The sequence below is a fragment of the Flavobacterium sp. P3_A6 genome (assembly GCF_056403035.1).
This window is the reverse complement of record NZ_JBFUGG010000005.1, coordinates 228,395-254,367: the sequence shown is the minus strand read 5'-3', so window position 1 is coordinate 254,367 and position 25,973 is coordinate 228,395. Positions and strand designations below refer to the sequence as shown.

Genomic DNA, 25,973 nt, shown 5'->3' with positions numbered 1-25,973 from the left:
AAACTTAATCCTTACAATGGTTCAAAAAAATAAACCAGCCATGAAAAAAATAATTCTATTTCTTTTAATTTCAAGTTTTTCGTTTGCCCAAAACGTAAACCGAAAATTTGAAAGTTATAAAGTAGTCCAAAACACTTTGGAAATAAAAACTTCTGATGGGCAGTATTTCATTAAACCCTATTCAGATAAAATAGTAGAAACCACTTTTTTGCCTACGGGCGAAAAATTGAATTCGATTTCGCATGCGGTAGTTTTAATTCCTGCCAAAGCGGTTTTTAAAATAAAGCAAAGCCAAAATGAACTGGTGTTTTCTTCTAATGGGATTACAGTTTCCATCGTGAAAAGCCCATTTCAAATTAGCTATTTGTACAAAAACAAACCTTTGATTTCTGAAAAAAACGGGTTTGTAAAAAGAGCGGCAAACAGCAAAGAACAGCCACAAGAGACTTTAGAATTTAATTTGGATGCGACCGAAGCGCTTTACGGTGGAGGAGCTCGTGCATTAGGCATGAACCGTCGCGGGAATCGTTTGGAATTATACAACCAAGCCGACTATGGATATGGAACGCATTCGAAGAAAATGAATTTCTCCATTCCGTTGGTAATGTCTTCCAAAATTTATGCGGTTCATTTTGATAATGGAGCCATTGGTTGGTTGGATTTAGATAGCAAAAAAGACAATACATTGGTTTATGAAACCATCTCGGGCAGAAAAACCTATCAGGTAATTGCTGGTGATTCTTGGACAGATTTGACTTCAAATTACACCGCTTTGACCGGAAGACAGCCTCTTGTTCCCCGTTGGGCGTTGGGGAATTTCTCTAGTAGATTTGGATACCATTCACAGGAAGAAGTGACCAAAACTATTGACAAATACATCAAAGATGAAATCCCTGTAGACGCCATAATCCTTGATTTGTATTGGTTCGGAAAAACGGTTACGGGAACGATGGGGAATTTGGATTGGGACAAAGACAATTTCTCCGATCCAAAGAAAATGATAACCGATTTGAACAGCAAAGGAGTCAAAACTGTATTGATTACAGAACCTTTTATTTTGACAACTTCAAGCAAGTGGCAGGAAGCTGTAGATAAAAAAGTATTGGCTACTGACGATGCCGGAAACCCTTTTAAATATGATTTCTTTTTTGGAAACACAGGACTTGTGGATGTCTTTAAACCTGAAGGGAAAACCTGGTTTTGGAACATCTACAAAGGTTTAATAAACCAAGGCATAGGCGGTTGGTGGGGCGATTTGGGTGAACCCGAAGTATTTCCGTCTGCGTCATTTACCACACAAGGAAAGGCCGATGAAGTGCATAATATTTACGGACATACTTGGGCTAAAATGATTCGTGACGGGTACAAGAATGACTTTCCAAATGTGCGTCCTTTTATTCTAATGCGCACCGGATATTCGGGTTCTCAAAATTATGGAATGATTCCGTGGTCTGGCGATGTGAGCCGTTCTTGGGAAGGATTACAGTCACAACCCGAAATCGCTTTGCAGATGGGAATGCAGGGAATGGCCTATATGCACTCCGATTTAGGCGGATTTGCTGGAGATTATTTTGATAATGAATTGTATGTTCGCTGGTTGCAGTATGGTGTTTTTCAACCTGTTTATCGTCCGCACGCCCAAGAAGATGTGCCTTCGGAACCTGTGTATAAAGACATTGTAACTAAGGCAAAAGTAAAAAAACAAATAGAGTTGCGTTACCAAATGTTGCCGTACAATTACACCTTGGCTTTCGAAAACAACAACAGAGGTTTGCCGTTGATGCGTCCTTTATTTTTCGAAGAACCAGCTAATGAAAAGCTATTGAATTCCTGTGATTCTTATTTGTGGGGGAATGATTTTTTGGTGACTCCAATTACCAAATCAGGAGTTACTAATACGACTGTATATTTTCCCAAAAACAGCAATTGGTATGATTTTTATAATGGTGCCAAACACGAAGCAGGCGTTACAGAAAATATTCCGGTATCGGCAGAAAACATTCCGGTTTTTGTTCGCGGAGGAGCTTTTATTCCTATGATAAAAACGATTCAAAACACGACGAAATATTCGTTGGCGAATTTTGATCTGCATTTTTATTTTGACGAAAAAGTAACTTCAAGTATCGGAAAATTATACAATGATGATGGACTGTCGCCAAATGCTTTCGAAAAAGGCGCTTATGAAATTTTGAATTTTTCAAGTAATGTAACTGCTAAAACAATTACGATAAAAGTGAATACTGTTGTTGGAAAATCGTTTGCCAGAACTGATAAAAATGTCATTTTATTGGTTTATAATATCAGTGCAAAATCGATTAAAGTTACCATCAATGGTGCAAATGTTGATTTTAAAATGAATGCAAATACGCTTGAAATTTCAGTAGTATTGAAAAAAGGATTGGATAACGAAATTAAAATACAATTATAAGATGATAAATAGAAAAGTATTAGTCTCGCTGTGTGTTTTACTGGTTGCAACATTGGCAGTTGGCCAAACAAAAAAACATTCGAAAGTTAATTCGAAAGCAAAAACTGAAAAAACACCCTTTGTATGGGAAGGCGCCAATTTGTATTTTTTGATGACCGACCGTTTTAATAACGGTGATAAATCGAATGATATAAATTATAACAGAACTAAAACAACTGGGAAACTTCGTGGTTTTGAAGGAGGAGATCTTAAAGGAATTATTCAAAAAATAGATGAAGGGTATTTTACGAAACTCGGAATCAACGTGATTTGGTTTACGCCGGTTGTCGAACAGATTCATGATGGAGTAGATGAAGGAACGGGTTTCAGTTACGGTTTTCACGGCTATTGGACAAGAGATTGGACCGCACTGGATCCTAACTTTGGCACTAAAAAAGATTTGGCTGAATTAGTAAAAAAAGCCCACGCCAAAGGAATCCGTATTATGCTTGACGGCGTAATCAACCATACAGGACCAGTTACTCCTGTAGATACCGTTTGGCCGGAAGGCTGGGTTCGAACCGAGCCTAAATGTCAATACAGTAATTTTGAGAATACAACTGCTTGCACTTTGGTAGCGAATTTACCCGATGTAAAAACAGAAAGCAAAGTTGAGGTTGCTCTGCCTCCTTTTTTGGTCGAAAAATGGAAAGCCGAAGGGAGATATGAAAAAGAAGTGGCTTCGTTGGATGCTTTTTTCAAAAGAACGGGTTATCCAAGAACGCCAAAATATTACATCATAAAATGGCTGACCGATTATATTACCGATTTTGGAATTGATGGTTACAGAGCCGATACAGTGAAGCACACCGACGAAAGCGTTTGGGCCGATTTCAAAACGCAATGTGATTATTCATTTGCACAATGGAAAAAGAAGAATCCTGCGAAAGTTTTAGACAACAATCCGTTTTACACCATTGCAGAAGTTTATAATTATAACATTAGTGCAGGTCAATTATTCGATTTTGGGGATAAAAAAGTGAATTATTATGAAAATGGTTTTACGGCTATGATTAATTTTGAATTCAAAAGCGATGCCCAAAAAGACTATTCAATTTTATTTACAAAATATTCTGATTTGTTGAATAATCAATTGAAAGGACATAGTGTACTGAATTATTTGTCTTCTCATGACGATGGTGGACCATTTGATGCGAAACGCACCAAAAGCATCGAAACTGGAACAAAATTATTATTGACTCCGGGTATTTCTCAGATATATTATGGCGATGAATCTGCTCGTTCCCTTGTTGTTGAAGGAACTCAAGGCGATGCCACATTGCGTTCTTTTATGAATTGGAACGATGTAAAAATGAATGCTGAAACCCAAAAAACACTTTTGCATTGGCAAAAATTAGGTCAATTCAGAAGAAATCATCCAGCTGTCGGCGCAGGTGTGAATGCTGAAATTTCGGCAAAACCGTATGTTTGTTCTAGAACTTTCACAAGAGAAAATTATTCCGATAAGGTGGTAATCGGTTTGGATTTGGCCAAAGGCAAAAAAGAAATTCCTGTAGGATCAGTTTTTAAAGAAGGAGCAAAAATTAAGGATGCTTATTCGGGTAAAACGGCAACCGTTTTGAATGGAAAAGTAGCGGTTGATAGTGAGTTTGACATCGTATTATTAGAATTGAAAAAATAATTAAAAATAAATTGCGCCAAAACGCCTTTAGAAATGAAGGCGTTTTTTTATGTTTACATTTTACAAAAGTTATGAATAAAATTCTCAAAATAGGACATCGCGGAGCCAAAGGATACGAACCCGAAAATACTTTGGTATCATTCGAAAAAGCAATCGAAATGGGAGCTGACGGAATCGAATTGGATGTACATCTAAGCTTAGACGGCCATTTGATTGTAATCCATGATGAGACCATTGACCGAACCACAAACGGAAAAGGATTCGTAAATCAATTGGCTTTGCAGGAACTAAAGTCCTTTAAAATTAATGATGAACACGAAATTCCAACATTGGAAGAAGTCTTAGATTTGGTTAACCAAAGATGTTTTGTAAATATCGAATTGAAAAATCAGGATACGGCCGAGAAAGTTGTTCAATTGATAGAACATTATATTTCAGATAAAAATTGGAATCACAATCACTTTATAGTGTCAAGTTTTGATTGGAATGCATTGCAGCAAGTCCGTTTTTTAAACGGAAATATCCGAATTGGGATTTTAACAGAAACCGATTTGAATCTAGCCCTCTCTTTCGCCCGATTCCTCAAAGCCGAAGCATTGCATCCCGATTTTCAATTATTGACGAATGAATATACCGCCAAAATTCAAGAGAAAGGAATTCAGGTTTTCCCTTGGACAGTAAATGAAATGGATAATATTCAAAGAATGAAATCATTTAATGTAGATGGTATTATTACCGATTTTTTGGATAGGGTTTAATTGTCACAGATTTTACAGATTTGCACTGATTTTCTACAATTTAAAAATAAAAAAATCTTTACTAATCTGTTTCATCAGTGTCATCCGTGTGCTATCTCTCAATCATGGAATTATACATTGGGCGACTAGTTTTCAAAATATAATCTGTGAATCTGCGGTTATCCCTTCAAAAACTTACCTTTGTATTCCAATTCTATTCCTTTTCAAATAATGAATCAAAATTTTGACATACTCGTTGTTGGCGGTGGCGCTGCAGGTTTTTTTACGGCTATTAATATCGTAGAGAAAAACCCTAAAATTAAAGTTGCCATTCTCGAAAGAGGAGCTGAGGTGTTAGGGAAAGTTCGTGTTTCAGGAGGAGGACGCTGTAATGTGACTCATGCCTGTTTTGAACCCAATGAATTAGTGAAATTTTATCCGCGTGGCGAAAAGGAATTACGCGGTCCTTTCCATCAGTTTTGTTCTGGAGATACTATCGAATGGTTTGAGAAACATGGCGTGGAATTGAAAATTGAAGAAGATGGGAGAATGTTTCCCGTTTCAAATTCCTCACAAACCATTATTGATTGTTTTGTCAAAGCAACCCAAAAACTTGGAATTGCAGTTCTCACAGGACAAAGCGTTCAGTCCATTTTCAAAAAAGATAATTTCTGGAAAGTAGAAACCCAGAACGAAAATTATATAGCCGAGAAATTGGTTCTTGCCACAGGAAGTAATCCAAAAATTTGGGAAATGCTTCAACAGCAAGGTCATGCAATTGTAAGCCCAGTTCCATCCTTATTTACGTTCAACATAAAAGATCCTCGAATCAAAGAATTACCCGGCGTAGCGGCTCAAGTTACGGTAAAGGTAAAAGACACCAAATTGGTTTCTACAGGGCCATTGTTAATTACGCATTGGGGAATGAGCGGCCCTGCAATCTTAAAATTATCGGCTTGGGGAGCGCGGATTTTATTCGATAAAAACTATCAGTTTACCATTTATGTAAATTGGCTCAACGATGTCGATGCCGAAGACACCGAGAAAATTCTAAAAACACTTAAACAAGAACACGCCAAAAAAACAGTTTCCAAAAAATCACCTTTTGAGTTCCCGAATCGTCTTTGGGAGAGTTTGGTTTTAGCATCGAATATTCCAGAGGAAACCAAATGGGCTGATTTGTCCAAAATCCAATTGCAGAATTTAGTAAATCAATTGACGAACAGCACTTTTCAAGTCAATGGAAAAAGCACTTTCAAAGAAGAGTTTGTAACCGCAGGCGGAATCGATTTAAAAGAAATCAATTTCAAAACAATGGAAAGCAAACTGCATGGAAACCTTTATTTTGCTGGTGAAATCGTAAATATCGACGCTATTACTGGCGGCTTTAATTTCCAGAATGCATGGACAAGCGGATTTATTGTGGCGAATGCGATATAGGCATTTATCTTTTGAAAACATCCCTAAATTGATATAATAATCGTTCAATCAGTCGTAAATCCTCGGTTACTATGTCGGCTGTGCCGCTCATTTCTTGTTGAAAGACAATTTGTTTTTTATAGGAAGTTTGCAATCCGTTTAAGAACGAAACATTAATCAATAAATTACCATCTTTATCAGGTGTTAATGAAATAGCACTTACAATTCCTTTGATTATTCCAAACTCTCTATCAGGATAATTTGCCAATCTTATATTAACCGTTTGCCCGATTTTTATTTTTCCTGAATTTTGTGCTGGAGCTTTTACTTTTCCAATATAACCTCTTTCATTTGTTGGAATGATAGCAAACACATTGTCGCCAGTATCTACCGTTTGGTTTTCTGCCCAAAGTTGTAAAAAACTAACTTTTCCATCAATCGATGAGCGTAAAACATAATTTAACTCCCAATCTTTAATCGCTTTTTTGAGTTGATAAAAGGCTTGGATAACATTGCGTTGTAGGTTTACATTCTCTTTGCTTTCGTTAATTTGAGTGGTTTTACTGTTTTTATTGAGTTCATTCAATGACGATTTCAATTGTGAAATAGTGCTTAACAAACTCTTGAAATTTCTTTCAACTTGAAGATAAGTTAATTTATGCTTTTCTAATTCCTGTGTAGCAATAATTCCTTTGTTGAATAAACCTTGGTATCTTTCTAAATCACTTTTTTCTAAAACCAATTCATTTTGATTGATGCTTTTTTGGGATTCTAATAAACCCAATCGCTCTTTTAGTTGTATAGCCTCATAGCTTTGAGCAGTGCCTTCCACTTGATATGGTTGCAATTTAGTATTCAAATCATCTGCGATACTTTCTTTTTGAAACACGGCAAAGAAGCTTTCGATTTCGCCAAGTTGTGCTGACTTTAATTTCTCAAACGGAAATTTACTTTTATCAATATCAATGCTATCAACAATGCTTTTCAATAAGAATATATCTTTATAATTGGCAGAATTTTCAATAATGGCAAGAGGTGTGTTTTTAGAAATATTTGCTCTATCTTTTACCAAAATAGCTTCTATTTTCCCAGGCATTTTAGCAACTAATTTTTCAGGTGGAATATTGGTAGTGATAACAATTGGAGTTGAAATAATATCGGGATATTTGAGCATCCAAGAAACAAAAAAAAGAGAACACAAGATTAATAAAATCACAATCGAACCCCAACGAATCATCCAATGTGGCACTCGTGTAAGGATTTCTTGTACTTCTTCACTTCTTAATTCTATTGCTTTATTATCTGACATTCTTTTATTTTTTAAATCTGAAACTAAAAATTGTTAACTTGCAATCAAAATCCTATGTTCCCAACTGCAATTGATTTCGCACTAATTCATAATAACTTCCTTTCAATTGTATTAATTCCTGATGATTGCCAATTTCTATGATTTTTCCTTTTTCTAATACCACAATTTGGTCGGCATTCATCACGGTACTTAATCTATGAGCGATAACAACAACAGTTTTGTTCTTGAAAAAAATACCAAGTTTTTGCATAATCTCTTTTTCATTGTTAGCATCTAGCGAACTTGTAGCTTCGTCAAAAAATAACATTTCAGGGTTTTTATAAACCGCTCTAGCAATTAGTAATCGTTGTTTTTGACCAGTACTCATACCAACTCCTTCCATTCCTATTTTTGTATTATAACCTAGCGGATAATCTTGAATAAAAGTTGCAATATTAGCTACATCAGCGGCATAAACCAATCGCTCTTTATCAATAATATCCACCCCAATCGCAATATTATTGGCAATAGAATCATTAAAAATATATCCCTCTTGCATAACCGTTCCAATATGCGCTCTCCAAGTTCGTTGTGCGATGTTTTTCAAGTCAGTCTTTGCAAGGGACGAAGCAATCTCATCTTTTTTTGTTGCGAGACTTATTTCCCCACTATTCGGCTCATAAAACTTTAATAACAACTTCATTAAAGTAGTTTTACCGCTTCCACTTGTACCAACAATTGCGGTAACTTTATTGGAAGGAATTATTAAATTTAGATTTTCTAAAACATTGACATCAGAACCAATGTACCTAAAATTCAAATCTTTTATTACAATATCAGCATCTTTAGGAATATCGTGTGTTTGTGTTTCCTCTTGCTGGGTTTCATCTTCTTTGTCGTGAATTTCTGAAAGTCTGGCTAAGGATATTTTTGCATCTTGAACTTCACGAATAAAATTGATAAGTTGCAAAATTGGTCCGTTCAAACTACCTACAATACTACTGATTGCCAACATCATCCCTAAAGTAATTTGCCCATCAATAACCAATTTTGCAGAAAGAAAAATAATTACAATATTTTTAATTTCATTTATAAAATTGGAACCAATATTTTGAGTTTGTTCCAATACTAAACCTTTCATAGAAACTTTGAATAGTCGTGCTTGTACATATTCCCACCCCCAACGTTTCTGTTTTTCGGCATTGTGGAGTTTTATTTCCTGCATTCCATTTATGAGTTCTATAACTTTACTTTGTTCCTGCGAAACTTCGGAAAAACGCTTGTAATCTAGTTTTTCTCTTCGTTTCAAGAAGAGTATAATCCACAAAAAATAGCAGAAACTCCCTATAAAAAAAACAACAAAAATTTTCAAATTATAATAAGCCAAAACGCCGCCCATAATAATCATATTGATTAAAGAAAATAATACGTTTAATGATGAGGTAGTCAATATTCTCTCAATACGATGATGGTCGTTGATGCGTTGCATAATATCTCCTGTCATCCTAACATCAAAAAACGAAATAGGCAAATTCATTAATTTAATGAAAAAGTCAGAAATCAACGATATGTTAATTCTAGCAGAAAGGTTTAATAAAATCCAGCTTCTTATTAGTTCCAACGCAGTTTTACCAAAAAATAAAAACAGCTGTGCAAATAGTATTAGATAGATAAAATGAATATTTTGATTTTGAATACCAACATCTACAATACTTTGAGTAAGGAATGGAAAAATAAGTTCCAGTAAACTTCCTGCCAATAATCCAATAATCAATTGAATTATAAATGATTTATAGGGAAATATATATTTGAAAAGCAAACCAAAACCAAATCCTTTTTTGTCTTCACTTTCAAATTCTGATTGATAAAATTTTGGTGTTGGTTCGAGCAATAATGCAATACCCTCTTCAGTAGTTTTCGTTGCATTATTTCCAATCCAGAATTTCAGAAAATCAGTTTCACTATATTCTAACAATCCAATAGCGGGGTCAGAAATATAATAAACTCCTTTTTTAATTTTATAGAGAATAACATAATGATTTTTGTTCCAAAACAAGACACAAGGCAATGGTGCTTCTTGTAATTTTACTAAAGACAATTTTACACCTATTGATCGAAAGCCTATTTTTTCGGCTGCATCGCTTAACATCATCATATTGCTCCCCTCACGAGTGGTTTCGCTATAATCTCGTAGTTCTTGTATATTTATAGTTTTACCATAATGTTTGGCAATGATTTTTAGACAAGTTGGACCACAGTCTTTAGATTCAGCTTGTATATAGTTGGGGAATTTCTTCAAACTTTTCTTTTACTTTTATGATATTTATCTTGAATGATAAATTTTTGTTGGACTTATGTGATACTTATATGGAATGTTTTTTGGAATATTGAAAGAGGCACGCCTTTTCTTAAAGTTTATTAGATGATACATAATGCCTTCCATTTTTTTATTGTATATCACTTTTCCATTATCAAAAACAATCTTTCCAGGATTGCCTTCAAAAAGAATAAAATCAAAATGTGCCTTGATTTCATTTGTTATTACAGCAGCTTTTATTATATGGGTAAAGCTTACAATATCAGTTTTAAATTCAAATATTGATTTCCCTTCTCCCAAAGGTTTATAGCCAAGCTCACTACATTCATCGAAACAACAGGATTCGTAATTTGAAAAAACTGATTTATAGTCTTTACTTTTTATAAAGAAAGTATTCATTTTTTCACTGTTTCGGTACAACGAAAAACAACCCGTTGTATAATCATGACGCATACTAAGATAATCATAGCCGTTAAGCATTTCCTCTGTTAGAAAAGCTCTGATATCTCCATAAATGAGGTCTAAGTCACTTTGTCCCCAATAGTCATATCCTTGAAATATTTCGGGAAACAAAAAACCGTAGGCAGGTTTAAAGTCGTTGAGCTTGAATGGGTAATCAAGACTTACCTGAAATCCTAATTTTTCAGAACCCATTTTCTTTATCTCTTCAAGTGTTTTATAGACAATAATCAGATTGTCAGGTTTATTGGGTATTTCATCCAGATTATCCGTGATGATATAAAAATCTATGGTGGGATTGAACGAGCAAGAATGCACATAATACGGAAAATACCAGGGGTAATCACCATACCAACACGTCAAGACCGCTATTGATGTTAATTGCATATTTAGTGATTTTTAAAATTCGTCTTCCAGCAAATCGTTGATAAAATAGACCAACTCTTCTCTGTCGTACATTTTGGGATATGGGTACTGATTGATGATAAGGGCTGGGGTAAACGAAATTTCGTTGGCTTGGTTCATCAAGTATTGTTCTTGCAATAGTTCATTAATTTTAAAATCTGTAATTGTTGATTTTTCAGAAACTATCAATTGGCTTTCGTCTTTGTTTTCAAACCATTGGTGAAGTGCTTTCAGGAAAGCTTCTTGCCCATAGTCAAAATAAATGCGAATTAATTTTTGATGTACTTTCTCAAATTGATCATTACCGTCTTCCACATTAAAATTGAAACGAAAATCAACACAAACGCTGTCATTGTGTTTTTTTAGAATTTCTTCGATAATAGTATGGGCTTCTTTACAATATCCACAAAAAGGATTGGTAACCAAGATAATTTTCAGTGGAGCATTTTCATTGCCAACTATTAAATTGCCCGATGATAATGGTTTGTAATTAGTTTTATTCGAAGCTAATAAAGTATTCTTGAAAACCTCATAATTACGCATAAATCTACTGCCTTTAAACTGAAATTCTTTGAGTTTTTTCTGATTTGTAAGCAATTTTTTCAAGCCAAGCCAAGCGATGAGTACCGATATAAAAACCAAGCCGTTCAGCAAAATAGACGGCACAGCAAAAGCAAAAGCAACATTTTGTAAAACGAACAAATACCCCAACTCTAAAAGAATGATGCTGATGATGACCAAGCAGATGGGACACCATTTTTTCTCTACATATTTTTGGTAATATAATGAAGCAAAAATTACTGGCACAGCAAAAACAAGCAGTATTTTTTGTAGCGTAAAAAAGCTATCGGTATTATTTGTCAAAAAGGACAAAAACAAACCCATAAATTGAAAACCAAAAAAAATCATGCTCAAATCGCTGAAATTGACGATTTCAAAAATTTTCCATTTATTCGAACCAACAATCGTGGCACAACTGGTAGATGCCGTCATATTGCAAAAATTATTGAGCAATTCACTTTTGGCATCAAACAAATCTTTGAGGGCGGCTACAGAAAATAAGATTCCGATTGTAGGAAACAACAAAAACAGAATTTCTTCAACTGTGGCATTTAATGAATATAAAACACCACCAAAAACAAGAATTAATAGCGATATAAATAACCCATTAAAATTGTTTTTTTTAATTTTAGTTGGCTCAGATTGTTTTTTTTCAACTACTAACAAAATTTCTAACCATCTTTTTTCTAGTTCTTTACGGCTTATGGTATTTGCTTTTTTGTCTTTAAGAATTAAATAATTATCTCCTTTATTTTCGACAAAAAACAAGCTTGGTGGGTTTAATTCCTCATGAAGTAATGCTATAAATAGATTAGGCAAAACATCTATTTGGTCTTTTGCTATACGGGTTGCCAAATTATCAATATTAAAGAAACTCAAAGTATCAGCAATTGACAATAAAGATGAATATGCTGGATGTGACTGTATTTGAAACTGAAACTCTTGTTTGTCAATGGTTATGTTTTCCTTTTCCAAATATTGGAAAAGATAGTTAAAATTTTCGGGCATGAATTTTTTTTTTAATAATTTAAACGTTTTTTTTACTTAATTTTCAAGGTACTCTAAAAATTCGACTTTCCCTTTTATCTTTATTAATTTTAATCCATAAGTTTTTAAGTCTTCTTGTAGATGTTCTAAACTGTCTCTTCTTAATATGAAATCGGATGTTATTTTGTTATCTATATTATTATTATTATTAATATAGATATTTAAGTTTTGCTCAATCTCTCTTGACAAATCAATAAGAGTGCTTTTATTGAAAAACATATGTGAGGAGTCCATAGTAAATGACGTAAAGTTATCTAAAGATTTTTCAAGCTTTGAACTATCTGTAACTTTAATTCTATATACGTCTAGCTCTTTGATGATTTTCTTTTCTTTAAATTGTAGTTGTTTTATTAATTCCTCTTTTATCAATTTCATTGTGTGACTAATATCTTCTTTTTTTATTAAATTTTTATAGAGGATATTATAATTTTCATTCAGATATTTTTTAGGCAACAATATTCTTGTCTTGTTTACAGTATTAAGATTTGAAAATATAGTAATCAAATTATTATTCATTTCTGCATATAACCCTTCGTTTTTAAGATAATTTGAACTCCCTCTAGAGTCAACTGCATTTCCTTTTGTGAGGGCAAAAAAATAATTTACTTCGTTATTGTTTATTAAACTTAATAATTGTGTTGTTAATTTGTCTGGATTAATTGAAGGAATAAATGGCATTGATTCATCAATTTTTTCTACAGTTGCTTTTTCTATATAGGTTTCTAATAAAAAGTTATCTATTAGTTCTGAATTTAGTTCTTTTGGATTTCCTATCCATTTCACAATACCTTTTCTATCAATAAGAATTGTTTGAGGAATACTAGGATTAACTCCTAAATATTCTTTTTTAGTTTTATCACTTTGATCTGAAACAACTATGGACTTAAAAGGAATTTTGGCAACTATTTTTTTTATTTTTTCTGGGTTTTCATTTGTTATTGAAAGGAATATTAAATTTTTATTCTCGGCATATTTACTTTGAATTTCATTTAGGTGCGGAACGGCATCCAAGCAAGGGGCGCACCATGTAGCCCAAAATTCTAAAACTATAAAATTTCCCTCGATTTTGATATCCTCTTTATTTTTATTGATATAATCAGTGATATATATAGTCGGGGAGTGTTCATTGATTTTTACTTGCGAAAAAAGAATTTGACATGCAAAAAACATTATTAATACAGTATTTTTCATATCTTGTTTTTTATCAAAGAGATCACAAATTAATTAGTGTTGTTAATTATTTTTTTTCTAGTCACGTCTCAATTCGTAACCAGGGCTACAAGTTGGAATTGGATCTCCTTTTTTTAATAATATGCCTGGCCCACAGATGTTAGTATTGATTTGACAACAATGTATATGGTCATTTGTCTCAGATCCAGATCCAGCCATAATATTCATCATTTCTTTTCTTGAAAGAATTTTTTTCAAGTTTTCTGAACTCATTTTTCTCATAATTTTTTAATTTATTTTTTATCAAAGAGGCTATCTCAAAAACGTAGCCTCTTTTGATTTTTTTTTGCGAATGAGTATTTTTAACAAATAATATTTTTGTTAAAAATCACAAATTAATTAGCACTTCTATTTTTATATAGTGTCGTTAATTAATTTTTTTCTAGCAATTTTTTAATTCGTAACCAGGGCTACAAGTTGGAATTCCTCCACCTCCTTTAAATACGCATGTTCCACAGACGTTACTATTGGTTTGGCAACATTGTACGTAGTCAGGTCTTCCCCCAGATCCAGATCCAGCCATAATATTTTTCATTTCTTTTCGGGTAAGTTTGCCTGCTATGGTGGCAAGACTCATTTTTTCTAATTCTTTCATCTTTTCTTTTTTTTAGATGATTAATAAATATTTTTTTACTACAATAAAATTTTCAAACAATCAGCAATTCAATCCACCACGTGCACTTGGTTTTTTGCAAAACAACGAATGTAAGAATATTTACTCAAATTTGATATTTAATAACACATACAGCAATCCTTTTTTTAGCATAATTAATACAAATTACAGCATAATTATTATTTTTGATAAAAATTGTCCATTAATTATGATAAAGCAAAAACTAACGAATAAGCGTGTTGAAAGAAACCTTTCCCAAGAAAAAATTGCAGATTTACTTGGAATATCCCAATCTCAATACAATCGTAGAGAAAATGGAGTTACTAAAATATCTAAAAAGGTTAAAGTATCTACAATAGCCAAAAATGGAAGATAATCTGGATGTGATTGTATCTGAAACTCAAATTCTTTTTTGTCAATAGTGATGTTCTCCTTTTCCAAATATTGGAAAAGATAGTTATAGTTTTCAGGCATTACTTTTAAATTATTGAGATAAATACTTGTTTGGTTCAGGGCGTAACCTGTTTTTTATCAGTAATTTGTTTATTTTTACAAGCTAATTCTTTTTTTATTATACATGTTTTTTGGTTAAATATTGTTACAAATGTTTTTCAATTAATGTTTCAATTTCTTTTGATGAAGGCCGAGGTGCATCAACATCAATTATTTTTCCGTCCTTTCCAAACAATACATAATGTGGAATAGTAGATACATTTATTTTTTTTAATAATTCATCTTTGCTAGATTTCATGAGTAAAAAGCTATTTTCATTATTTAAAATATCATTATATTCTGCCATTGCTTTTTGCTAAGCAGCATTGCTTTTATCTACTGAAATAAACACAAAGGACACATTTGGATATTTTTTTATTAATGTTTTTTCATACGGAAATTTTTAAACTTAATTTTTTCATGATTTAATTTTGTGTTAAATAAAGTTAATAATTTTGATAAACAAACTTAATATAATAGATATTATGTTTTACAAAGTCTAGCAACACAATATATTATTCATTGGAGTTGGTAGAAGTAAATTTTACTTTAAGACGATTTTTGAAGATTTAAAGATTTTAACCCATTTTTTAAGAGATTTTGGTGCTATCTCGTTTTGCTTAGTTGACCAAAAATTACAATATAATTCATTTGTTCCTTTTATAACATACCAAATTTGAGATTCAGATGAGTGTTCAATTTTGAGGATAAACCATGGGTATTTTGCTATTTCATCCTTTTCAATTATCGTTTTTTTTGCTGTCGGCGCRTATTTTAGGGGCAGTAATAATTCTTCTAATTTTTTTTGTATTGACACATTCATAGAATCAGAACAAATATACGTTGTTCCTATTTCGCTATGATTTTCAATAATTTCATTGTTTTTCAAAAATACTAACATAGTTACGTTGCTAGTGGCTTTATTGTATTTCTTAACAATATGCCAGCCTTCTTCTTTTGGCCAATTAATGGTGAATATTTCCTTTTTTAAATTTGATTGAGAATTAATATTATTAGCTATTAGAAATATTATAATTAGAACGATATTTTTAAATTGTTTTTTCATGTTTTTTTGTTGTTACGGGTTGCTTATTTGTAAACATTTGGTATCTTTGAAGTTGTGGGTAATTTCCAAGTTTCAGTTTTTTTGAACATATGGCTCCAAAATAAAAAATCGCATAATATTCCAAAACGTCTACTATACTTTTTATCTATTTATTTCTAAATCTTCTTTTTAAAACATTTACAGTAGATCGTGTGATTTGTACTTATTTGAAAATTCTTGCAAAAACACAACTTTAACGCTTATTTTTTTTTATTTTAAAAATTTTATTGGTCTCAGATTTGGGTTTTAGGAATCCGAAAAAATAAATCTTTATCTTTTTAGTATTAATAAACTGTTTTCAAGATTGGGAGACTTTAAGTCTCTACTCAAACAAAACTCTGTACTTTTAATACAGAGTGCTTTAGTCTTCGAAATTTTTATTATCTTTTCTTGAAATACCTTTATATCGCTATAAAGTCTTATTGAAAAAAATAAGCTATTAAAGTTTATATTAGAAAAAACTTTTATTAGTTAGCCACAATAAACATAAGAGGATGGATAAGGGGCATGATAATAAGGGTCTGTAAAGTTATTGACGGCCCATTGCGCTTCTGATTGAGTCAGACCACAATCTTGCCAAGGATGACCAAATTCCATAATTACAGCACAACAGTTATAGGCACCACTACCAGCCATAATATTTTTCATTTCTTTTCTTGAAAGTTTGCCTGCTATGTTAGCAAGACTCATTTTTTCTAATTTTTTCATCTTTTCTTTTTTTTAGATGATTAATAAATATTTTTTTACTACAATAAAATTTTCAAACAATCAGCAATTCAATCCACCACGTGCACTTGGTTTTTTACAAAAAATGAATGTAAGAATTTTTCATTAAATATTAAATTTAAATATATCAATTCTTTTTTCGGCATAATTAATGCAAATTTTGGCATAATTGTTATTTTTGATAAAAATTGTCCATTATGATAAAGCAAAAACTAACGAATAAGCGTGTTGAAAGAAATCTTTCACAAGAAAAAATTGCAGATTTACTTGGAATATCTCAATCTCAATACAATCGTAGAGAAAATGGTATCACTAAAATATCCAAAAGCGAATGGGATAAAATGGCAAAAATATTAGACACAACCTTAGAAAATATTTATGAACCCGAAGACGGCATTTATGTAATCAATAATGAAAAAGCTAATGGCAATTATTCGAACAGTCATAATTATTCTGAGAGTAATGATAATTTTGTTTTTGAGACAATGAAAAAATATATTTATAAATTAGAAGAAGAAATAAAAATGAAAGAAAAAAATATAATGGAGTTAGAGCAAGAAATAATTCTTTTGAGAAAAAACAGAAGCATATAGTGTTTTTTTGGTAATCGATAAAACTCAACTTCAAAACAATGGAAAGTAAACTTCACGAGAACCTTTATTTTGATGGCGAAATTGTAAATATTGATGCGATTACGGGCGGATTTAATTTCCAAAATGCTTGGACAAGTGGTTTTGTTTTGGCGAATGCCCCTGCTGGCGCGAGCAGAAATAAGTTCAAAGGCTAGTGCGAGCATCTTGCTCGTACACACAAAGGCTATCCTAAATTACTTTGACAACAGAAGCACCAATGCTTCGGCAGAATCTTTTAACGCTAAAATTAAAGCTTTTAGAAGTCAATTCAGGGGAGTAAGAAATATAGATTTCTTCTTATTCAGATTGTCTAATCTTTTTGCGTAATTCCCAACTTTGCACCTGATCCCTTTGTAGAGTTTCTGCTCGGACCATCTAGGGTTTTTCCACGTGTACTTGGACAAAGTAAATCAGTAAGAATTTTTTAAAAATATAAAATAAAATAAGTTAATTGTGTTGTAAATAAATTAGTAACACACTAATTTTGACTACCATACCTAATACTACAGTTTATTATTCATATAATTTTATAAATCATTATCGACAAACTTGCTATTAAATCCAATTGTTAATTCGCCTGAATAATGTATTAAAAATCCAAATTCTAAAAGAACATTCTCTATATAATCCTTACTAGCAAAATCAGCATGTATTTCAATAGCTATTACTTTGACAATATTCAACCAACTTAAATTAGCCTTCTCACTAAAAACAGATGCTTCAGCTCCCTCAATATCTATTTTAAAAAAATCGATTAACTTTAAGTCAAATTTTTTTATAATTTCAGAGACAGAAAGAACTTCACATAATTCACTTCTGCTATCGGATCTTTCCGTTAATCTAAAAGCCCAATCTTCACTATCTTTAACAGCTGATAAATTAGAATTATATCCCCAAATACCTTTAGGGACGCAGGTCACATTCGACAAATTATTTTCTGTAATATTATGGCTCAACCTTTGGAAATTTTTCTGAGAGGGTTCCAGAGCGATAATACATAGTTCTGGAAAATATGCCATAAAGTACATACTTGTAAGACCAATGTTTGCGCCTGCATCTATTATAGTGACAGGTGAAGAATTATTGTTTTGAAAAAAATCAATAATTATTTCATATTCTTCCTCTATCAAAATTTGTTTAAATACTTCTATATCAGATGAATTTTTTTTTAAGTTAATGCTAAAAGATTTATCATTGATTAGATAATTAAAAAATATGGAGTTACCTTTTTTTTCAATTTTAATTCCTTTGAAAGAAAGGAATTCCACTAAACGAAATGTATTCAACAATACTTCATTTGTGTTGCTAATTAGTGTACGCCCGAAAGAAAATTTTGTAAATTCAAAAATCTCGAATAACGAATATAGTTTGATGTGTTTAAGATTCATTTGCTGTTAATATTTAGATATCAATACATGTTGAGTTTAATAACGCTTTTATAAAATTAATTCGAATTTAGTGTTTTATTTTTAAATTCATTTGGGGTTGTTTAGGATTTCAGGGCATTCGCTTTTAAACTTGTAATATTAATTCTCTAAGTGTCATTACCAAAGGCTTTCTGCCGTTTTCTGTTTTTTGATTTTGGATAGGTTTTTTCTTGGTCGAGCATAGTGATTGTAAATTTTGCTATTAAATTTGAATTTTCTATAGCTGTTTGATTGCGCTTTTCTTGATGATGTTCTTTGAAAATCACATCTAAATTCCAGTGCAGATTATTTTTAATTGCCCAATGTGACCTTATTGCATTGTTTAAAAGTGTAGCATCTGCGGATAATGAACTGATATAAAACCTTATACTTGTGGTGTCTGTTTTAGTTTTCTTGAAATGGACAGCAGATTCAATTTTGATAATAGTTTGCAAATCTTTCCATTTATGAGTATTGTCCACGAATTCTAAATCGGTTATAATGCTACATTTTCTTACCTCTACACGACCGTGTCCGCAATCAATATTTACATCTGTTGCCACGACCTTTTTTACAGCAAATGAATCTTCCAAATTCTCTAAAAGTGTTTTTTGATTCCCTTTTACTTGTAAAACATAATCAGCTTCATTTTCTCGTATTTTAGTTGCAATAGGTCTCTGACAGCCCATTGCATCAATGGTTATGATACAATTTTTGATGCAAATCAAATCCAATAATCTTGGAATAGCAACAATCTCATTCTCTTTTCCAGCAATGGTTTCTTCTCCTAAATTCATTCTTTCGTGTATAAAAAGCAGTAAGAATATGAAGCGAATAACCATCCTGAGTAAGAAAGCCTTTTACTGTTTTTCCATCAAGAGCGATAACTTTTGAGTCGTATTTCGTAAGTGCTTTTGTAAATTCGATAAGACATTTTGTAAATTCTTTTGGTTTTATTTGACTAAAAAATTCTACCAAAGTATCGTGCGAAGGAATCCTATTTTTGTATGGATAATACTTTCGAAGCCACTCTAGTTTAATCTCTCCAAAACCCTCGATGAGTTCATACGTCTGAAAACCACTGATAACTGCTGACAATGTCAGGAATATCAACTCTTCTAAACTGTATTAATATTTCCTTTTGTGGTTCTTCCAGGGTCGTTCAAAGTAGTGAAGCAATCTTTGACAAGTAAGTTTTCTAATTCGGAGCAACTGCTTGTGGTCATTTTTTTTATATGGCAGACCGCCTACCATTTAACTGCAAACATAATACTTTGTTGCGGTATTTCAAAAATTTTAAAAGCGAATGCCCTGTTAGGATTTTGATTACTGGCGGCTTTAATTTCCAGAATGCTTGGACAAGCGGATTTATTGTGGCGAATGCTGTTTATTAAGAGTTTAATTAACAAAAAATTACATCCATTATAAGTTTTTCTTAGGTACTATTGAGATATATTTACTTTCGATAAATTCTTACAAATGAAATTAAAATTACTTATTGCGTTATCCTTGATTGTATGTCAATTCGGCTTTTCACAAACTGAAAAACTTCTTAAAGGAGTTGTGTCTTCTGAGAATTTTTTATTGTCTAACGTAGATGTTATCAATAAAACCTCCAAACAATACACTATAACCAATGAAAATGGTGAATTTATAATTGCTGTCAAACCAAATGACAGTCTCTTTTTTTATAACAAAGATTTCAGTTTAAAAGGATTGAAAGTAACTCCTGTGCAGGTAATACAGAATAATCTACAAGTTATAATGTCCCAAAAAGCCGAAGAATTAGAAGAAGTTTTAGTTGCGAAAAAAAATAAGATTAAGTTAAATTTGGACACTTGGCGCGAACAAAGTAAACGTGATGAAATTATTGCAGAAAAAAATCCCTATACTGAAAATAAGGTTGTTATGGTCAGAGGAGGGACATTTGTTAATGGGTTAAATTTTGCTGCAATTGGCAAAAAACTTCTAGACTTATTATCAAAAAATAAAGAACCAAAAAAAGAAACTCCTCCAGAAATTGAATTTGCTGTATTGGCAAAAAATACCTGTGATCAAAAATTTTATTTGGAAACTTTAAAATTAAAACCAGAAGAGATAGATCTTTTTCTTCAATTTTGCGATACCGATCCGAAATCAAAAATATTAATCAAAAATCATAATGTACTCAGCATGATGGATTTTTTATTAGCCAAAAATGTTGAATTTCAAAAGTTAAATGGTTTTGGAAAATAAATTAATTCACATACAGTCTGACAGTCTGATCACTAACTGATCACTGAAAACTATTTGTTCAGCCACCAAATACTTCCATTCAGAACGGCAGCAAAACCTACCCAAAGCAGATAAGGAATAAAAAAATAACCTGAGATTTTGTTGATTTTGGCAAATTGAATGTAGGTTTCATAAATCATCAGCCAGAGGATAATTATTTCCAAACCAGCTAACATTGGGTTTTTTAGGCCAAAAAATAAATACGACCACAAGGCGTTTAATGCCAGTTGGATGGCGAAAAACTGCAATGCTTTTTTAACGGTTTCTTTTTCAAAATCAATTCTGTCCCAAACAAGTCCTGCAGCGATTCCCATCATAATATATAACATACTCCAAACTGGAGCAAAAACCCAATTGGGCGGATTAAAACTCGGTTTTATCAATAATGGATACCATGTTGTAACAGAAGAACGAGTAACTATTCCAGAAAAATAGCCCACAACGAGACAAGTAACAACAATAGATAATATTCGGGTAATCTTATTCATTTCTTATGATTTTAACGAAGCCAAAATTACTTAAAACTTTCGAAGGATTATCAAATAAAGAAATAAACGATTTCAGCAAAAAAAGTATCTTTGCCGAAAATTAGTATTTATGTTTGAAGCTGACGATTTTATCCCATCAAAATATAACCATTCATTAGACCAAGGAAGTTTTTCCTGGAGTGCGCCGAGTAATATTGCTTTGGTTAAATATTGGGGAAAAAAAGACAAGCAGATTCCAGCTAATCCATCCGTTAGTTTTACGCTGAATAATTGCAAAACGATTACGACTTTGGCTTTCGCCAAAAAACAAAACGATGGTAATTTCTCTTTTGATTTGTTCTTTGAAGGAAAACCCAAGGAAGACTTTAAACCAAAAATTCAAAAATTCTTGGAACGAGTTGAAATATATTTACCATTTCTAAAAGATTATCATTTTACAATTGATACTCAAAACACGTTTCCGCACAGTTCCGGAATCGCTTCTTCGGCATCGGGAATGGCGGCTTTGGCGATGAATTTCATGAGTTTGGAAAAAGCTTTGAATCCTGCAATTACCGAAGATTATTTTCTCAGTAAAGCTTCATTTTTGGCTCGTTTGGGTTCAGGAAGTGCCTGCAGAAGCGTAAAAGGACAAGTAGTAGTTTGGGGAAATCAAAATAATATAGATGGGAGTACCGATTTGTACGGGGTTGAATATCCGTATGTGATTCATGATATTTTCAAAAATTTTCAAGATACCATTTTGCTTGTTGACAAAGGCGAAAAACAAGTTTCGAGTACGGTAGGGCACGATTTGATGCACGACCATCCATTTGCCGAAAGGCGATTTGCCCAAGCACATGAAAATCTTGATAAGCTCATTCCTGTTTTTAAAAATGGGGATTTAGAAGAATTTATCAAAATTGTAGAAAGCGAAGCTTTGACTTTGCATGCGATGATGATGACTTCATTGCCATATTTCATTTTGATGAAACCCAACACTTTACAAATTATAAATGCGATTTGGAAATTTAGAAATGAAACTGGAATACCTGTTTGTTTTACTTTGGATGCCGGAGCCAATGTGCATGTTTTGTATCCAAATAGTGTAAAAGAAAAAGTACTGCAGTTTATTCAGGCAGAATTAGTTGGCTATTGCCAAAATGGTCAGTACCTTTGCGACGAAATTGGAAACGGAGCTTTGTTAGGGTAATCCTTTTTTTCGTATCTTTAATTCTTAATTGATTTGTAATTATGGACTTGAATGCCGAAAAATTGGAATTAATCAAGAAGATAGCAAAGACTAAGGATATTGATATTCTGAAGAAAATTAGAGCCGTTTTTGAAGACAGAGAAAAAGAAGTTTGGAAAGAATTAACGCCCGAACAGCAGGAAGAAATAAACATAGCAATACAAAATGAAAATCGTGGTGATGTAGTCGATTTTTGAAAGAATGATTTTCAAACCCTTAAGGGATAATTTTAAAAAATTTATGAAAGGACCTTTATTTTACTCAAAAATATTACTCTTTGGAGAATACGGAATTATTCGTGACTCCAAAGGATTATCAATCCCTTATAACTTTTACAACGGAGCTTTGAAGAAAGACGCTAACCTTTCTGCTGAAGCTATACAGTCAAATGGACATTTGAAGCGATTTGTTGCTTATTTGGAACAATTGCAAAAAGAACAGCCAGATTTGGTGACGTTTGACTTAGAGACTTTAAATAATGATGTTCAAACGGGAATGTATTTTGATTCCAGTATTCCGCAAGGATATGGAGTAGGCAGCAGCGGTGCTTTGGTAGCGGCTATTTATGATAAATATGCACAAAATAAAATCACGGTTTTAGAGAACTTAACGCGTGAAAAACTATTAACTCTAAAAGCAATTTTTTCCCAAATGGAGAGCTTTTTTCATGGAAAAAGTTCTGGTCTTGATCCATTGAACAGTTATTTGAGCATTCCAATTTTAATCAATTCAAAAGATAATATTGAAGCTACAGGAATTCCTACTCAAAGTCTTGACGGGAAAAGAGCAGTATTTTTATTAGATTCAGGGATAGTTGGTGAAACTGCACCAATGGTTAATATTTTTATGGAAAACCTAAAAGACCAGGGTTTTCGTACGATGCTTAAAAATCAATTTGTAAAATATACAGATGCTTGTGTCGATAATTTCTTGGGTGGTGATATAAAGTCATTATTTGAAAACACGAAACAACTGTCTAAGGTGGTTCTTAATAATTTTAAACCAATGATTCCGGAACAGTTTCATGGAATCTGGCAGGAAGGAATCGATTCAAATGACTATTATTTGAAATTGTGCGGTTCTGGAGGTGGCGGTTATATTTTAGGATTTACCGAAGATTTAGAAAAAGCAAAAGCATCATTGAAAGATTTTAAATTGGAAGTCGTTTATCAGTTTTAATATTTAGATTCAGATAAAGAAAATTAATAAACAACCACTATAAATTCTAAGCCAATTCCATGTTAAGCAGAAAGCATAAACTATTTATATGGAAAATTATCAGTTTATTCTCTGTCGTAAGGGGCTATAATATACCCATTATAGCTTTAGCTCAATATTTATCAGCAATTTTCATACTGGCGCCAGAGCAGAGAGCTTTGTCGATATTATTGGATTTCCGTCTTTTTATTATTGTGCTGTGTTCTAGTTTGACCATTGCTTCAGGATATATTATCAATAGTTTTTATGACAGTAAAAAGGATTTGATTAACCGTCCGAATAAATCTCAATTGGATCGTTTAGTAAGTCAAAAAACGAAACTGCAGGTCTATTTCAGTCTTAACTTTTTTGTAGCTCTCATCGCGTTTTTTGTTTCTTTCAGAGCTGTTTTATTCTATTCGGCTTATATCTTTTTGATTTGGTTTTATTCTCATAAAATTAAAAGATATCCGCTAATTGGGAATTTAATGGCGGCATTTCTCGCAGTTCTTCCATTCTTTGGAATCCTGCTGTACTATTATTTAAAAATGCCTTTGTATGAAATCGAAAGCAATAGCGGTAAGCTTGCCGTAATACTTTCGCATGGCGCTTTCTTATTCCTATTAATATTAGTTCGGGAAATGATAAAGGATTTAGAGAATTTAAAAGGAGATTTTGCCAATGATTACAAAACTATTCCAATCATTTATGGGGAAGAAATGTCAAAAAAAATAATTACAGTATTAACCATATTAACTGTTCTGCCTGTTTATTTTTTAATCAATATCTACGATGTCGGATACATGGATATTTACTTTTATTTCGGCTTTATAGTTTTGATTTTTTTCCTGTTGTATTTATGGAAATGGCAGACTAAAGCGCAGTATGTAATGCTTCACAATGTATTGAAGTTTCTTATTGTGTCTGGCGTTTTTTGCATTGTGCTTATCAATCCCAGTGTGTTATGGCACGGAAAAAAAGTATTGATGACAATGATTTAATTGTTGATTTTGAAGCAGAAATATGGAGCGCTTTCAGTGAGCATGATTCCCGCTTTCTGTTGCAATCTTATAAGCCGAACCCCGGCTTATAAGGATTTCCACTGTAATCGGGGCTAAAGATAAAAATCGGGCATTTTTGTTGTTATTACAATCGGAAGCATATTAATAACGAACTCGAAATGTTTTAAAACACATTAAATTAGGTAGTTATCTTTTTCTAATTGTCAAAAATCGTTTCTCAATGATATAAATAGTATCTTTGCACCAAATTATAGAATATTATGAACAATAAGGAAGGCAATAATAAAAGAAGTGGTGCTAGGCCAACGAGCTCTAGACCAAGTTCCAATAAGCCAAAACCTGCGATGCAAAAAAGGGCACAAGGGCCAAAAAAAGCAAAAATAAACACTAAAGTTGCCGAAACAGAGGCAAATAAAGTAGAAAAAAAACCTAATCAAGCGCCAAAGAGACCAAAAGTAAAAGATGAAATTCGCTTAAATAAATACATCTCAAACTCAGGAACCTGCTCAAGACGCGATGCCGATATTTATATTCAATCAGGAAATGTAAAAGTAAATGGAATTCCAGTTACCGAAATGGGGTATATGGTAAAACCGGGAGATGTAGTAAATTTTGATGGTGTTGTCCTAACTCCTGAGAAAAAAGTTTACATACTTTTAAACAAACCTAAAAATTTCACCACTGCCCTTGATGAAGGTCAGGAATACCGGAATGTATTAGAATTGGTTAAAGGTTCTACTACTTCCAAAATTGCTCCGATAGGCAGAATGGATAAAAATACAACGGGTCTTTTGCTGTTTACAAACGACACCGATATGATTCGTAAGTTTACTTTGCCAAGTCAAAAATCATCCAAAATTTATCAGGTTTCGTTAGATAAAAACTTAAAATTTGAGGATTTAGAGAAAATAAATAAAGGACTCGTGCTTGATGGACACCGCGTCTTTGTAGATGATGTGAGCTATATCGAGGGTGAAGCCAAAAGCGAAATCGGAATTCAGTTAAGATCGGCAAACGTAAAAGTTGTACGCTCTATATTTGAAAATTTCAATTATGATGTTCTTAGAATTGACAGAGTAGCTTTTGCAGGTTTAACTAAGAAAAATTTACCGAGAGGAAATTGGAGATTACTGACAGAGCAGGAAATTATCAATTTGAAAAACGTATAAATTTTTTAACATACTTTCAAAATAATCCCTTTCATCAATAAAATGT

24 protein-coding genes and 3 pseudogenes are annotated in these 25,973 nt (G+C 32.4%); 14 read left to right on the top strand and 13 right to left on the bottom strand.

The window, feature by feature from the left end; genetic code table 11:
* Positions 1 to 40: 40 nt before the first annotated feature.
* The 4 genes from AC1DVP_RS07590 (at position 41) to AC1DVP_RS07575 (ending at position 6,286) form a co-directional block, all read left to right on the top strand.
* Positions 41 to 2,428: a glycoside hydrolase family 31 protein gene (locus AC1DVP_RS07590; protein WP_477182893.1), complete on the top strand. Its 2,388-nt coding sequence runs from the start codon at positions 41 to 43 to the stop codon at positions 2,426 to 2,428.
* A gap of 1 nt (position 2,429) precedes the next feature.
* Entirely contained in the window at positions 2,430 to 4,109 is a 1,680-nt protein-coding gene (locus AC1DVP_RS07585) for an alpha-amylase family glycosyl hydrolase (protein ID WP_477182892.1), read from the top strand.
* 71 nt (positions 4,110 to 4,180) lie between these two features.
* On the top strand, positions 4,181 to 4,867 hold the full coding sequence (locus AC1DVP_RS07580) for a glycerophosphodiester phosphodiesterase (protein ID WP_477182891.1): 687 nt from the start codon (positions 4,181 to 4,183) through the stop codon (positions 4,865 to 4,867).
* 210 nt (positions 4,868 to 5,077) lie between these two features.
* On the top strand, positions 5,078 to 6,286 hold the full coding sequence (locus tag AC1DVP_RS07575; protein WP_477182890.1) for a BaiN/RdsA family NAD(P)/FAD-dependent oxidoreductase: 1,209 nt from the start codon (positions 5,078 to 5,080) through the stop codon (positions 6,284 to 6,286).
* Between the two features lie 4 nt (positions 6,287 to 6,290).
* Here the strand turns inward: AC1DVP_RS07575 and AC1DVP_RS07570 are convergent, their stop codons facing one another.
* The 7 genes from AC1DVP_RS07570 to AC1DVP_RS07540 form a co-directional block, all read right to left on the bottom strand.
* Entirely contained in the window at positions 6,291 to 7,574 is a 1,284-nt protein-coding gene (locus tag AC1DVP_RS07570) for an HlyD family secretion protein (protein WP_477182889.1), read from the bottom strand.
* Between the two features lie 52 nt (positions 7,575 to 7,626).
* Positions 7,627 to 9,852 (bottom strand): peptidase domain-containing ABC transporter, encoded by a 2,226-nt coding sequence (locus AC1DVP_RS07565; protein ID WP_477182888.1) that lies wholly within the window; start codon positions 9,850 to 9,852, stop codon positions 7,627 to 7,629.
* A 24-nt stretch (positions 9,853 to 9,876) separates the two neighbouring features.
* Positions 9,877 to 10,716: a DUF6625 family protein gene (locus AC1DVP_RS07560; protein ID WP_477182887.1), complete on the bottom strand. Its 840-nt coding sequence runs from the start codon at positions 10,714 to 10,716 to the stop codon at positions 9,877 to 9,879.
* A gap of 12 nt (positions 10,717 to 10,728) precedes the next feature.
* A complete protein-coding gene (locus tag AC1DVP_RS07555; protein ID WP_477182886.1) occupies positions 10,729 to 12,303 on the bottom strand; it encodes a thioredoxin domain-containing protein in 1,575 nt (524 codons plus the stop codon).
* Positions 12,304 to 12,339: 36 nt separating this feature from the next.
* The gene (locus AC1DVP_RS07550; RefSeq protein ID WP_477182885.1) at positions 12,340 to 13,533 is read right to left on the bottom strand and encodes a TlpA family protein disulfide reductase; all 1,194 of its coding nucleotides are present in this window, start codon (positions 13,531 to 13,533) and stop codon (positions 12,340 to 12,342) included.
* Positions 13,534 to 13,590: 57 nt separating this feature from the next.
* The gene (locus AC1DVP_RS07545; RefSeq protein WP_477182884.1) at positions 13,591 to 13,785 is read right to left on the bottom strand and encodes a hypothetical protein; all 195 of its coding nucleotides are present in this window, start codon (positions 13,783 to 13,785) and stop codon (positions 13,591 to 13,593) included.
* A 169-nt stretch (positions 13,786 to 13,954) separates the two neighbouring features.
* Positions 13,955 to 14,167: a hypothetical protein gene (locus AC1DVP_RS07540; RefSeq protein ID WP_477182883.1), complete on the bottom strand. Its 213-nt coding sequence runs from the start codon at positions 14,165 to 14,167 to the stop codon at positions 13,955 to 13,957.
* 226 nt (positions 14,168 to 14,393) lie between these two features.
* On the opposite strand from AC1DVP_RS07540, the gene AC1DVP_RS07535 reads away from it, so the two are divergent.
* Positions 14,394 to 14,561, top strand: coding sequence for a helix-turn-helix domain-containing protein (locus tag AC1DVP_RS07535; protein WP_477182882.1), 168 nt, complete (start codon positions 14,394 to 14,396; stop codon positions 14,559 to 14,561).
* Between the two features lie 222 nt (positions 14,562 to 14,783).
* On the opposite strand, the gene AC1DVP_RS07530 is transcribed toward AC1DVP_RS07535, so the two are convergent.
* The 3 genes from AC1DVP_RS07530 to AC1DVP_RS07520 all read right to left on the bottom strand — a co-directional run bounded on the left by AC1DVP_RS07530 (position 14,784) and on the right by AC1DVP_RS07520 (position 16,490).
* Positions 14,784 to 14,984 (bottom strand): TlpA family protein disulfide reductase, encoded by a 201-nt coding sequence (locus AC1DVP_RS07530; protein WP_477182881.1) that lies wholly within the window; start codon positions 14,982 to 14,984, stop codon positions 14,784 to 14,786.
* A gap of 237 nt (positions 14,985 to 15,221) precedes the next feature.
* Entirely contained in the window at positions 15,222 to 15,743 is a 522-nt protein-coding gene (locus AC1DVP_RS07525) for a hypothetical protein (protein ID WP_477182880.1), read from the bottom strand.
* Between the two features lie 510 nt (positions 15,744 to 16,253).
* On the bottom strand, positions 16,254 to 16,490 hold the full coding sequence (locus tag AC1DVP_RS07520; protein ID WP_477182879.1) for a hypothetical protein: 237 nt from the start codon (positions 16,488 to 16,490) through the stop codon (positions 16,254 to 16,256).
* A gap of 215 nt (positions 16,491 to 16,705) precedes the next feature.
* On the opposite strand from AC1DVP_RS07520, the gene AC1DVP_RS07515 reads away from it, so the two are divergent.
* The 3 genes and pseudogenes from AC1DVP_RS07515 to AC1DVP_RS07505 all read left to right on the top strand — a co-directional run.
* Entirely contained in the window at positions 16,706 to 17,101 is a 396-nt protein-coding gene (locus tag AC1DVP_RS07515; RefSeq protein WP_477182878.1) for a helix-turn-helix transcriptional regulator, read from the top strand.
* Between the two features lie 20 nt (positions 17,102 to 17,121).
* A pseudogene (locus AC1DVP_RS07510) lies at positions 17,122 to 17,295 on the top strand (NAD(P)/FAD-dependent oxidoreductase); the annotation flags it as partial.
* 16 nt (positions 17,296 to 17,311) lie between these two features.
* Positions 17,312 to 17,467, top strand: a pseudogene (locus AC1DVP_RS07505) (transposase); the annotation flags it as partial.
* Positions 17,468 to 17,667: 200 nt separating this feature from the next.
* Here AC1DVP_RS07505 and AC1DVP_RS07500 read toward each other — a convergent pair.
* Both AC1DVP_RS07500 and AC1DVP_RS07495 read right to left on the bottom strand, forming a co-directional pair.
* Positions 17,668 to 18,528: an FkbM family methyltransferase gene (locus AC1DVP_RS07500; RefSeq protein WP_477182877.1), complete on the bottom strand. Its 861-nt coding sequence runs from the start codon at positions 18,526 to 18,528 to the stop codon at positions 17,668 to 17,670.
* 146 nt (positions 18,529 to 18,674) lie between these two features.
* A pseudogene (locus AC1DVP_RS07495) lies at positions 18,675 to 19,662 on the bottom strand (ISAs1 family transposase); the annotation flags it as partial.
* A gap of 363 nt (positions 19,663 to 20,025) precedes the next feature.
* On the opposite strand from AC1DVP_RS07495, the gene AC1DVP_RS07490 reads away from it, so the two are divergent.
* Positions 20,026 to 20,781, top strand: coding sequence for a hypothetical protein (locus AC1DVP_RS07490; RefSeq protein WP_477182876.1), 756 nt, complete (start codon positions 20,026 to 20,028; stop codon positions 20,779 to 20,781).
* A gap of 50 nt (positions 20,782 to 20,831) precedes the next feature.
* On the opposite strand, the gene AC1DVP_RS07485 is transcribed toward AC1DVP_RS07490, so the two are convergent.
* On the bottom strand, positions 20,832 to 21,308 hold the full coding sequence (locus AC1DVP_RS07485; protein WP_477182875.1) for a TspO/MBR family protein: 477 nt from the start codon (positions 21,306 to 21,308) through the stop codon (positions 20,832 to 20,834).
* Positions 21,309 to 21,417: 109 nt separating this feature from the next.
* Between AC1DVP_RS07485 and AC1DVP_RS07480 the strand changes: the two genes are divergently transcribed.
* The 5 genes from AC1DVP_RS07480 (at position 21,418) to AC1DVP_RS07460 (ending at position 25,927) form a co-directional block, all read left to right on the top strand.
* On the top strand, positions 21,418 to 22,500 hold the full coding sequence (locus tag AC1DVP_RS07480; RefSeq protein WP_477182874.1) for a diphosphomevalonate decarboxylase: 1,083 nt from the start codon (positions 21,418 to 21,420) through the stop codon (positions 22,498 to 22,500).
* A gap of 41 nt (positions 22,501 to 22,541) precedes the next feature.
* The gene (locus AC1DVP_RS07475) at positions 22,542 to 22,736 is read left to right on the top strand and encodes a hypothetical protein (protein ID WP_477182873.1); all 195 of its coding nucleotides are present in this window, start codon (positions 22,542 to 22,544) and stop codon (positions 22,734 to 22,736) included.
* 43 nt (positions 22,737 to 22,779) lie between these two features.
* Positions 22,780 to 23,718: a mevalonate kinase family protein gene (locus AC1DVP_RS07470; RefSeq protein ID WP_477182872.1), complete on the top strand. Its 939-nt coding sequence runs from the start codon at positions 22,780 to 22,782 to the stop codon at positions 23,716 to 23,718.
* A gap of 59 nt (positions 23,719 to 23,777) precedes the next feature.
* Positions 23,778 to 24,737 (top strand): geranylgeranylglycerol-phosphate geranylgeranyltransferase, encoded by a 960-nt coding sequence (locus tag AC1DVP_RS07465; RefSeq protein WP_477182871.1) that lies wholly within the window; start codon positions 23,778 to 23,780, stop codon positions 24,735 to 24,737.
* A 281-nt stretch (positions 24,738 to 25,018) separates the two neighbouring features.
* A complete protein-coding gene (locus tag AC1DVP_RS07460) occupies positions 25,019 to 25,927 on the top strand; it encodes a pseudouridine synthase (protein WP_477182870.1) in 909 nt (302 codons plus the stop codon).
* The last annotated feature ends 46 nt before the right edge of the window (positions 25,928 to 25,973 follow it).

What these genes read in the sequence shown, in the direction of transcription:
- AC1DVP_RS07480 (WP_477182874.1), top strand. Translation starts at nt 21,418, where the DNA reads ATGTTTGAAGCTGACGATTTTATCCCATCAAAATATAACCATTCATTA.
- AC1DVP_RS07520 (WP_477182879.1), bottom strand. Translation starts at nt 16,490, where the DNA reads ATGAAAAAATTAGAAAAAATGAGTCTTGCTAACATAGCAGGCAAACTT.
- AC1DVP_RS07475 (WP_477182873.1), top strand. Translation starts at nt 22,542, where the DNA reads ATGGACTTGAATGCCGAAAAATTGGAATTAATCAAGAAGATAGCAAAG.
- AC1DVP_RS07490 (WP_477182876.1), top strand. Translation starts at nt 20,026, where the DNA reads ATGAAATTAAAATTACTTATTGCGTTATCCTTGATTGTATGTCAATTC.
- AC1DVP_RS07555 (WP_477182886.1), bottom strand. Translation starts at nt 12,303, where the DNA reads ATGCCCGAAAATTTTAACTATCTTTTCCAATATTTGGAAAAGGAAAAC.
- AC1DVP_RS07500 (WP_477182877.1), bottom strand. Translation starts at nt 18,528, where the DNA reads ATGAATCTTAAACACATCAAACTATATTCGTTATTCGAGATTTTTGAA.
- AC1DVP_RS07470 (WP_477182872.1), top strand. Translation starts at nt 22,780, where the DNA reads ATGAAAGGACCTTTATTTTACTCAAAAATATTACTCTTTGGAGAATAC.
- AC1DVP_RS07460 (WP_477182870.1), top strand. Translation starts at nt 25,019, where the DNA reads ATGAACAATAAGGAAGGCAATAATAAAAGAAGTGGTGCTAGGCCAACG.
- AC1DVP_RS07535 (WP_477182882.1), top strand. Translation starts at nt 14,394, where the DNA reads ATGATAAAGCAAAAACTAACGAATAAGCGTGTTGAAAGAAACCTTTCC.
- AC1DVP_RS07530 (WP_477182881.1), bottom strand. Translation starts at nt 14,984, where the DNA reads ATGGCAGAATATAATGATATTTTAAATAATGAAAATAGCTTTTTACTC.
- AC1DVP_RS07515 (WP_477182878.1), top strand. Translation starts at nt 16,706, where the DNA reads ATGATAAAGCAAAAACTAACGAATAAGCGTGTTGAAAGAAATCTTTCA.
- AC1DVP_RS07580 (WP_477182891.1), top strand. Translation starts at nt 4,181, where the DNA reads ATGAATAAAATTCTCAAAATAGGACATCGCGGAGCCAAAGGATACGAA.
- AC1DVP_RS07465 (WP_477182871.1), top strand. Translation starts at nt 23,778, where the DNA reads ATGTTAAGCAGAAAGCATAAACTATTTATATGGAAAATTATCAGTTTA.
- AC1DVP_RS07575 (WP_477182890.1), top strand. Translation starts at nt 5,078, where the DNA reads ATGAATCAAAATTTTGACATACTCGTTGTTGGCGGTGGCGCTGCAGGT.
- AC1DVP_RS07570 (WP_477182889.1), bottom strand. Translation starts at nt 7,574, where the DNA reads ATGTCAGATAATAAAGCAATAGAATTAAGAAGTGAAGAAGTACAAGAA.
- AC1DVP_RS07485 (WP_477182875.1), bottom strand. Translation starts at nt 21,308, where the DNA reads ATGAATAAGATTACCCGAATATTATCTATTGTTGTTACTTGTCTCGTT.
- AC1DVP_RS07550 (WP_477182885.1), bottom strand. Translation starts at nt 13,533, where the DNA reads ATGAAAAATACTGTATTAATAATGTTTTTTGCATGTCAAATTCTTTTT.
- AC1DVP_RS07540 (WP_477182883.1), bottom strand. Translation starts at nt 14,167, where the DNA reads ATGAAAGAATTAGAAAAAATGAGTCTTGCCACCATAGCAGGCAAACTT.
- AC1DVP_RS07545 (WP_477182884.1), bottom strand. Translation starts at nt 13,785, where the DNA reads ATGAGTTCAGAAAACTTGAAAAAAATTCTTTCAAGAAAAGAAATGATG.
- AC1DVP_RS07560 (WP_477182887.1), bottom strand. Translation starts at nt 10,716, where the DNA reads ATGCAATTAACATCAATAGCGGTCTTGACGTGTTGGTATGGTGATTAC.
- AC1DVP_RS07590 (WP_477182893.1), top strand. Translation starts at nt 41, where the DNA reads ATGAAAAAAATAATTCTATTTCTTTTAATTTCAAGTTTTTCGTTTGCC.
- AC1DVP_RS07585 (WP_477182892.1), top strand. Translation starts at nt 2,430, where the DNA reads ATGATAAATAGAAAAGTATTAGTCTCGCTGTGTGTTTTACTGGTTGCA.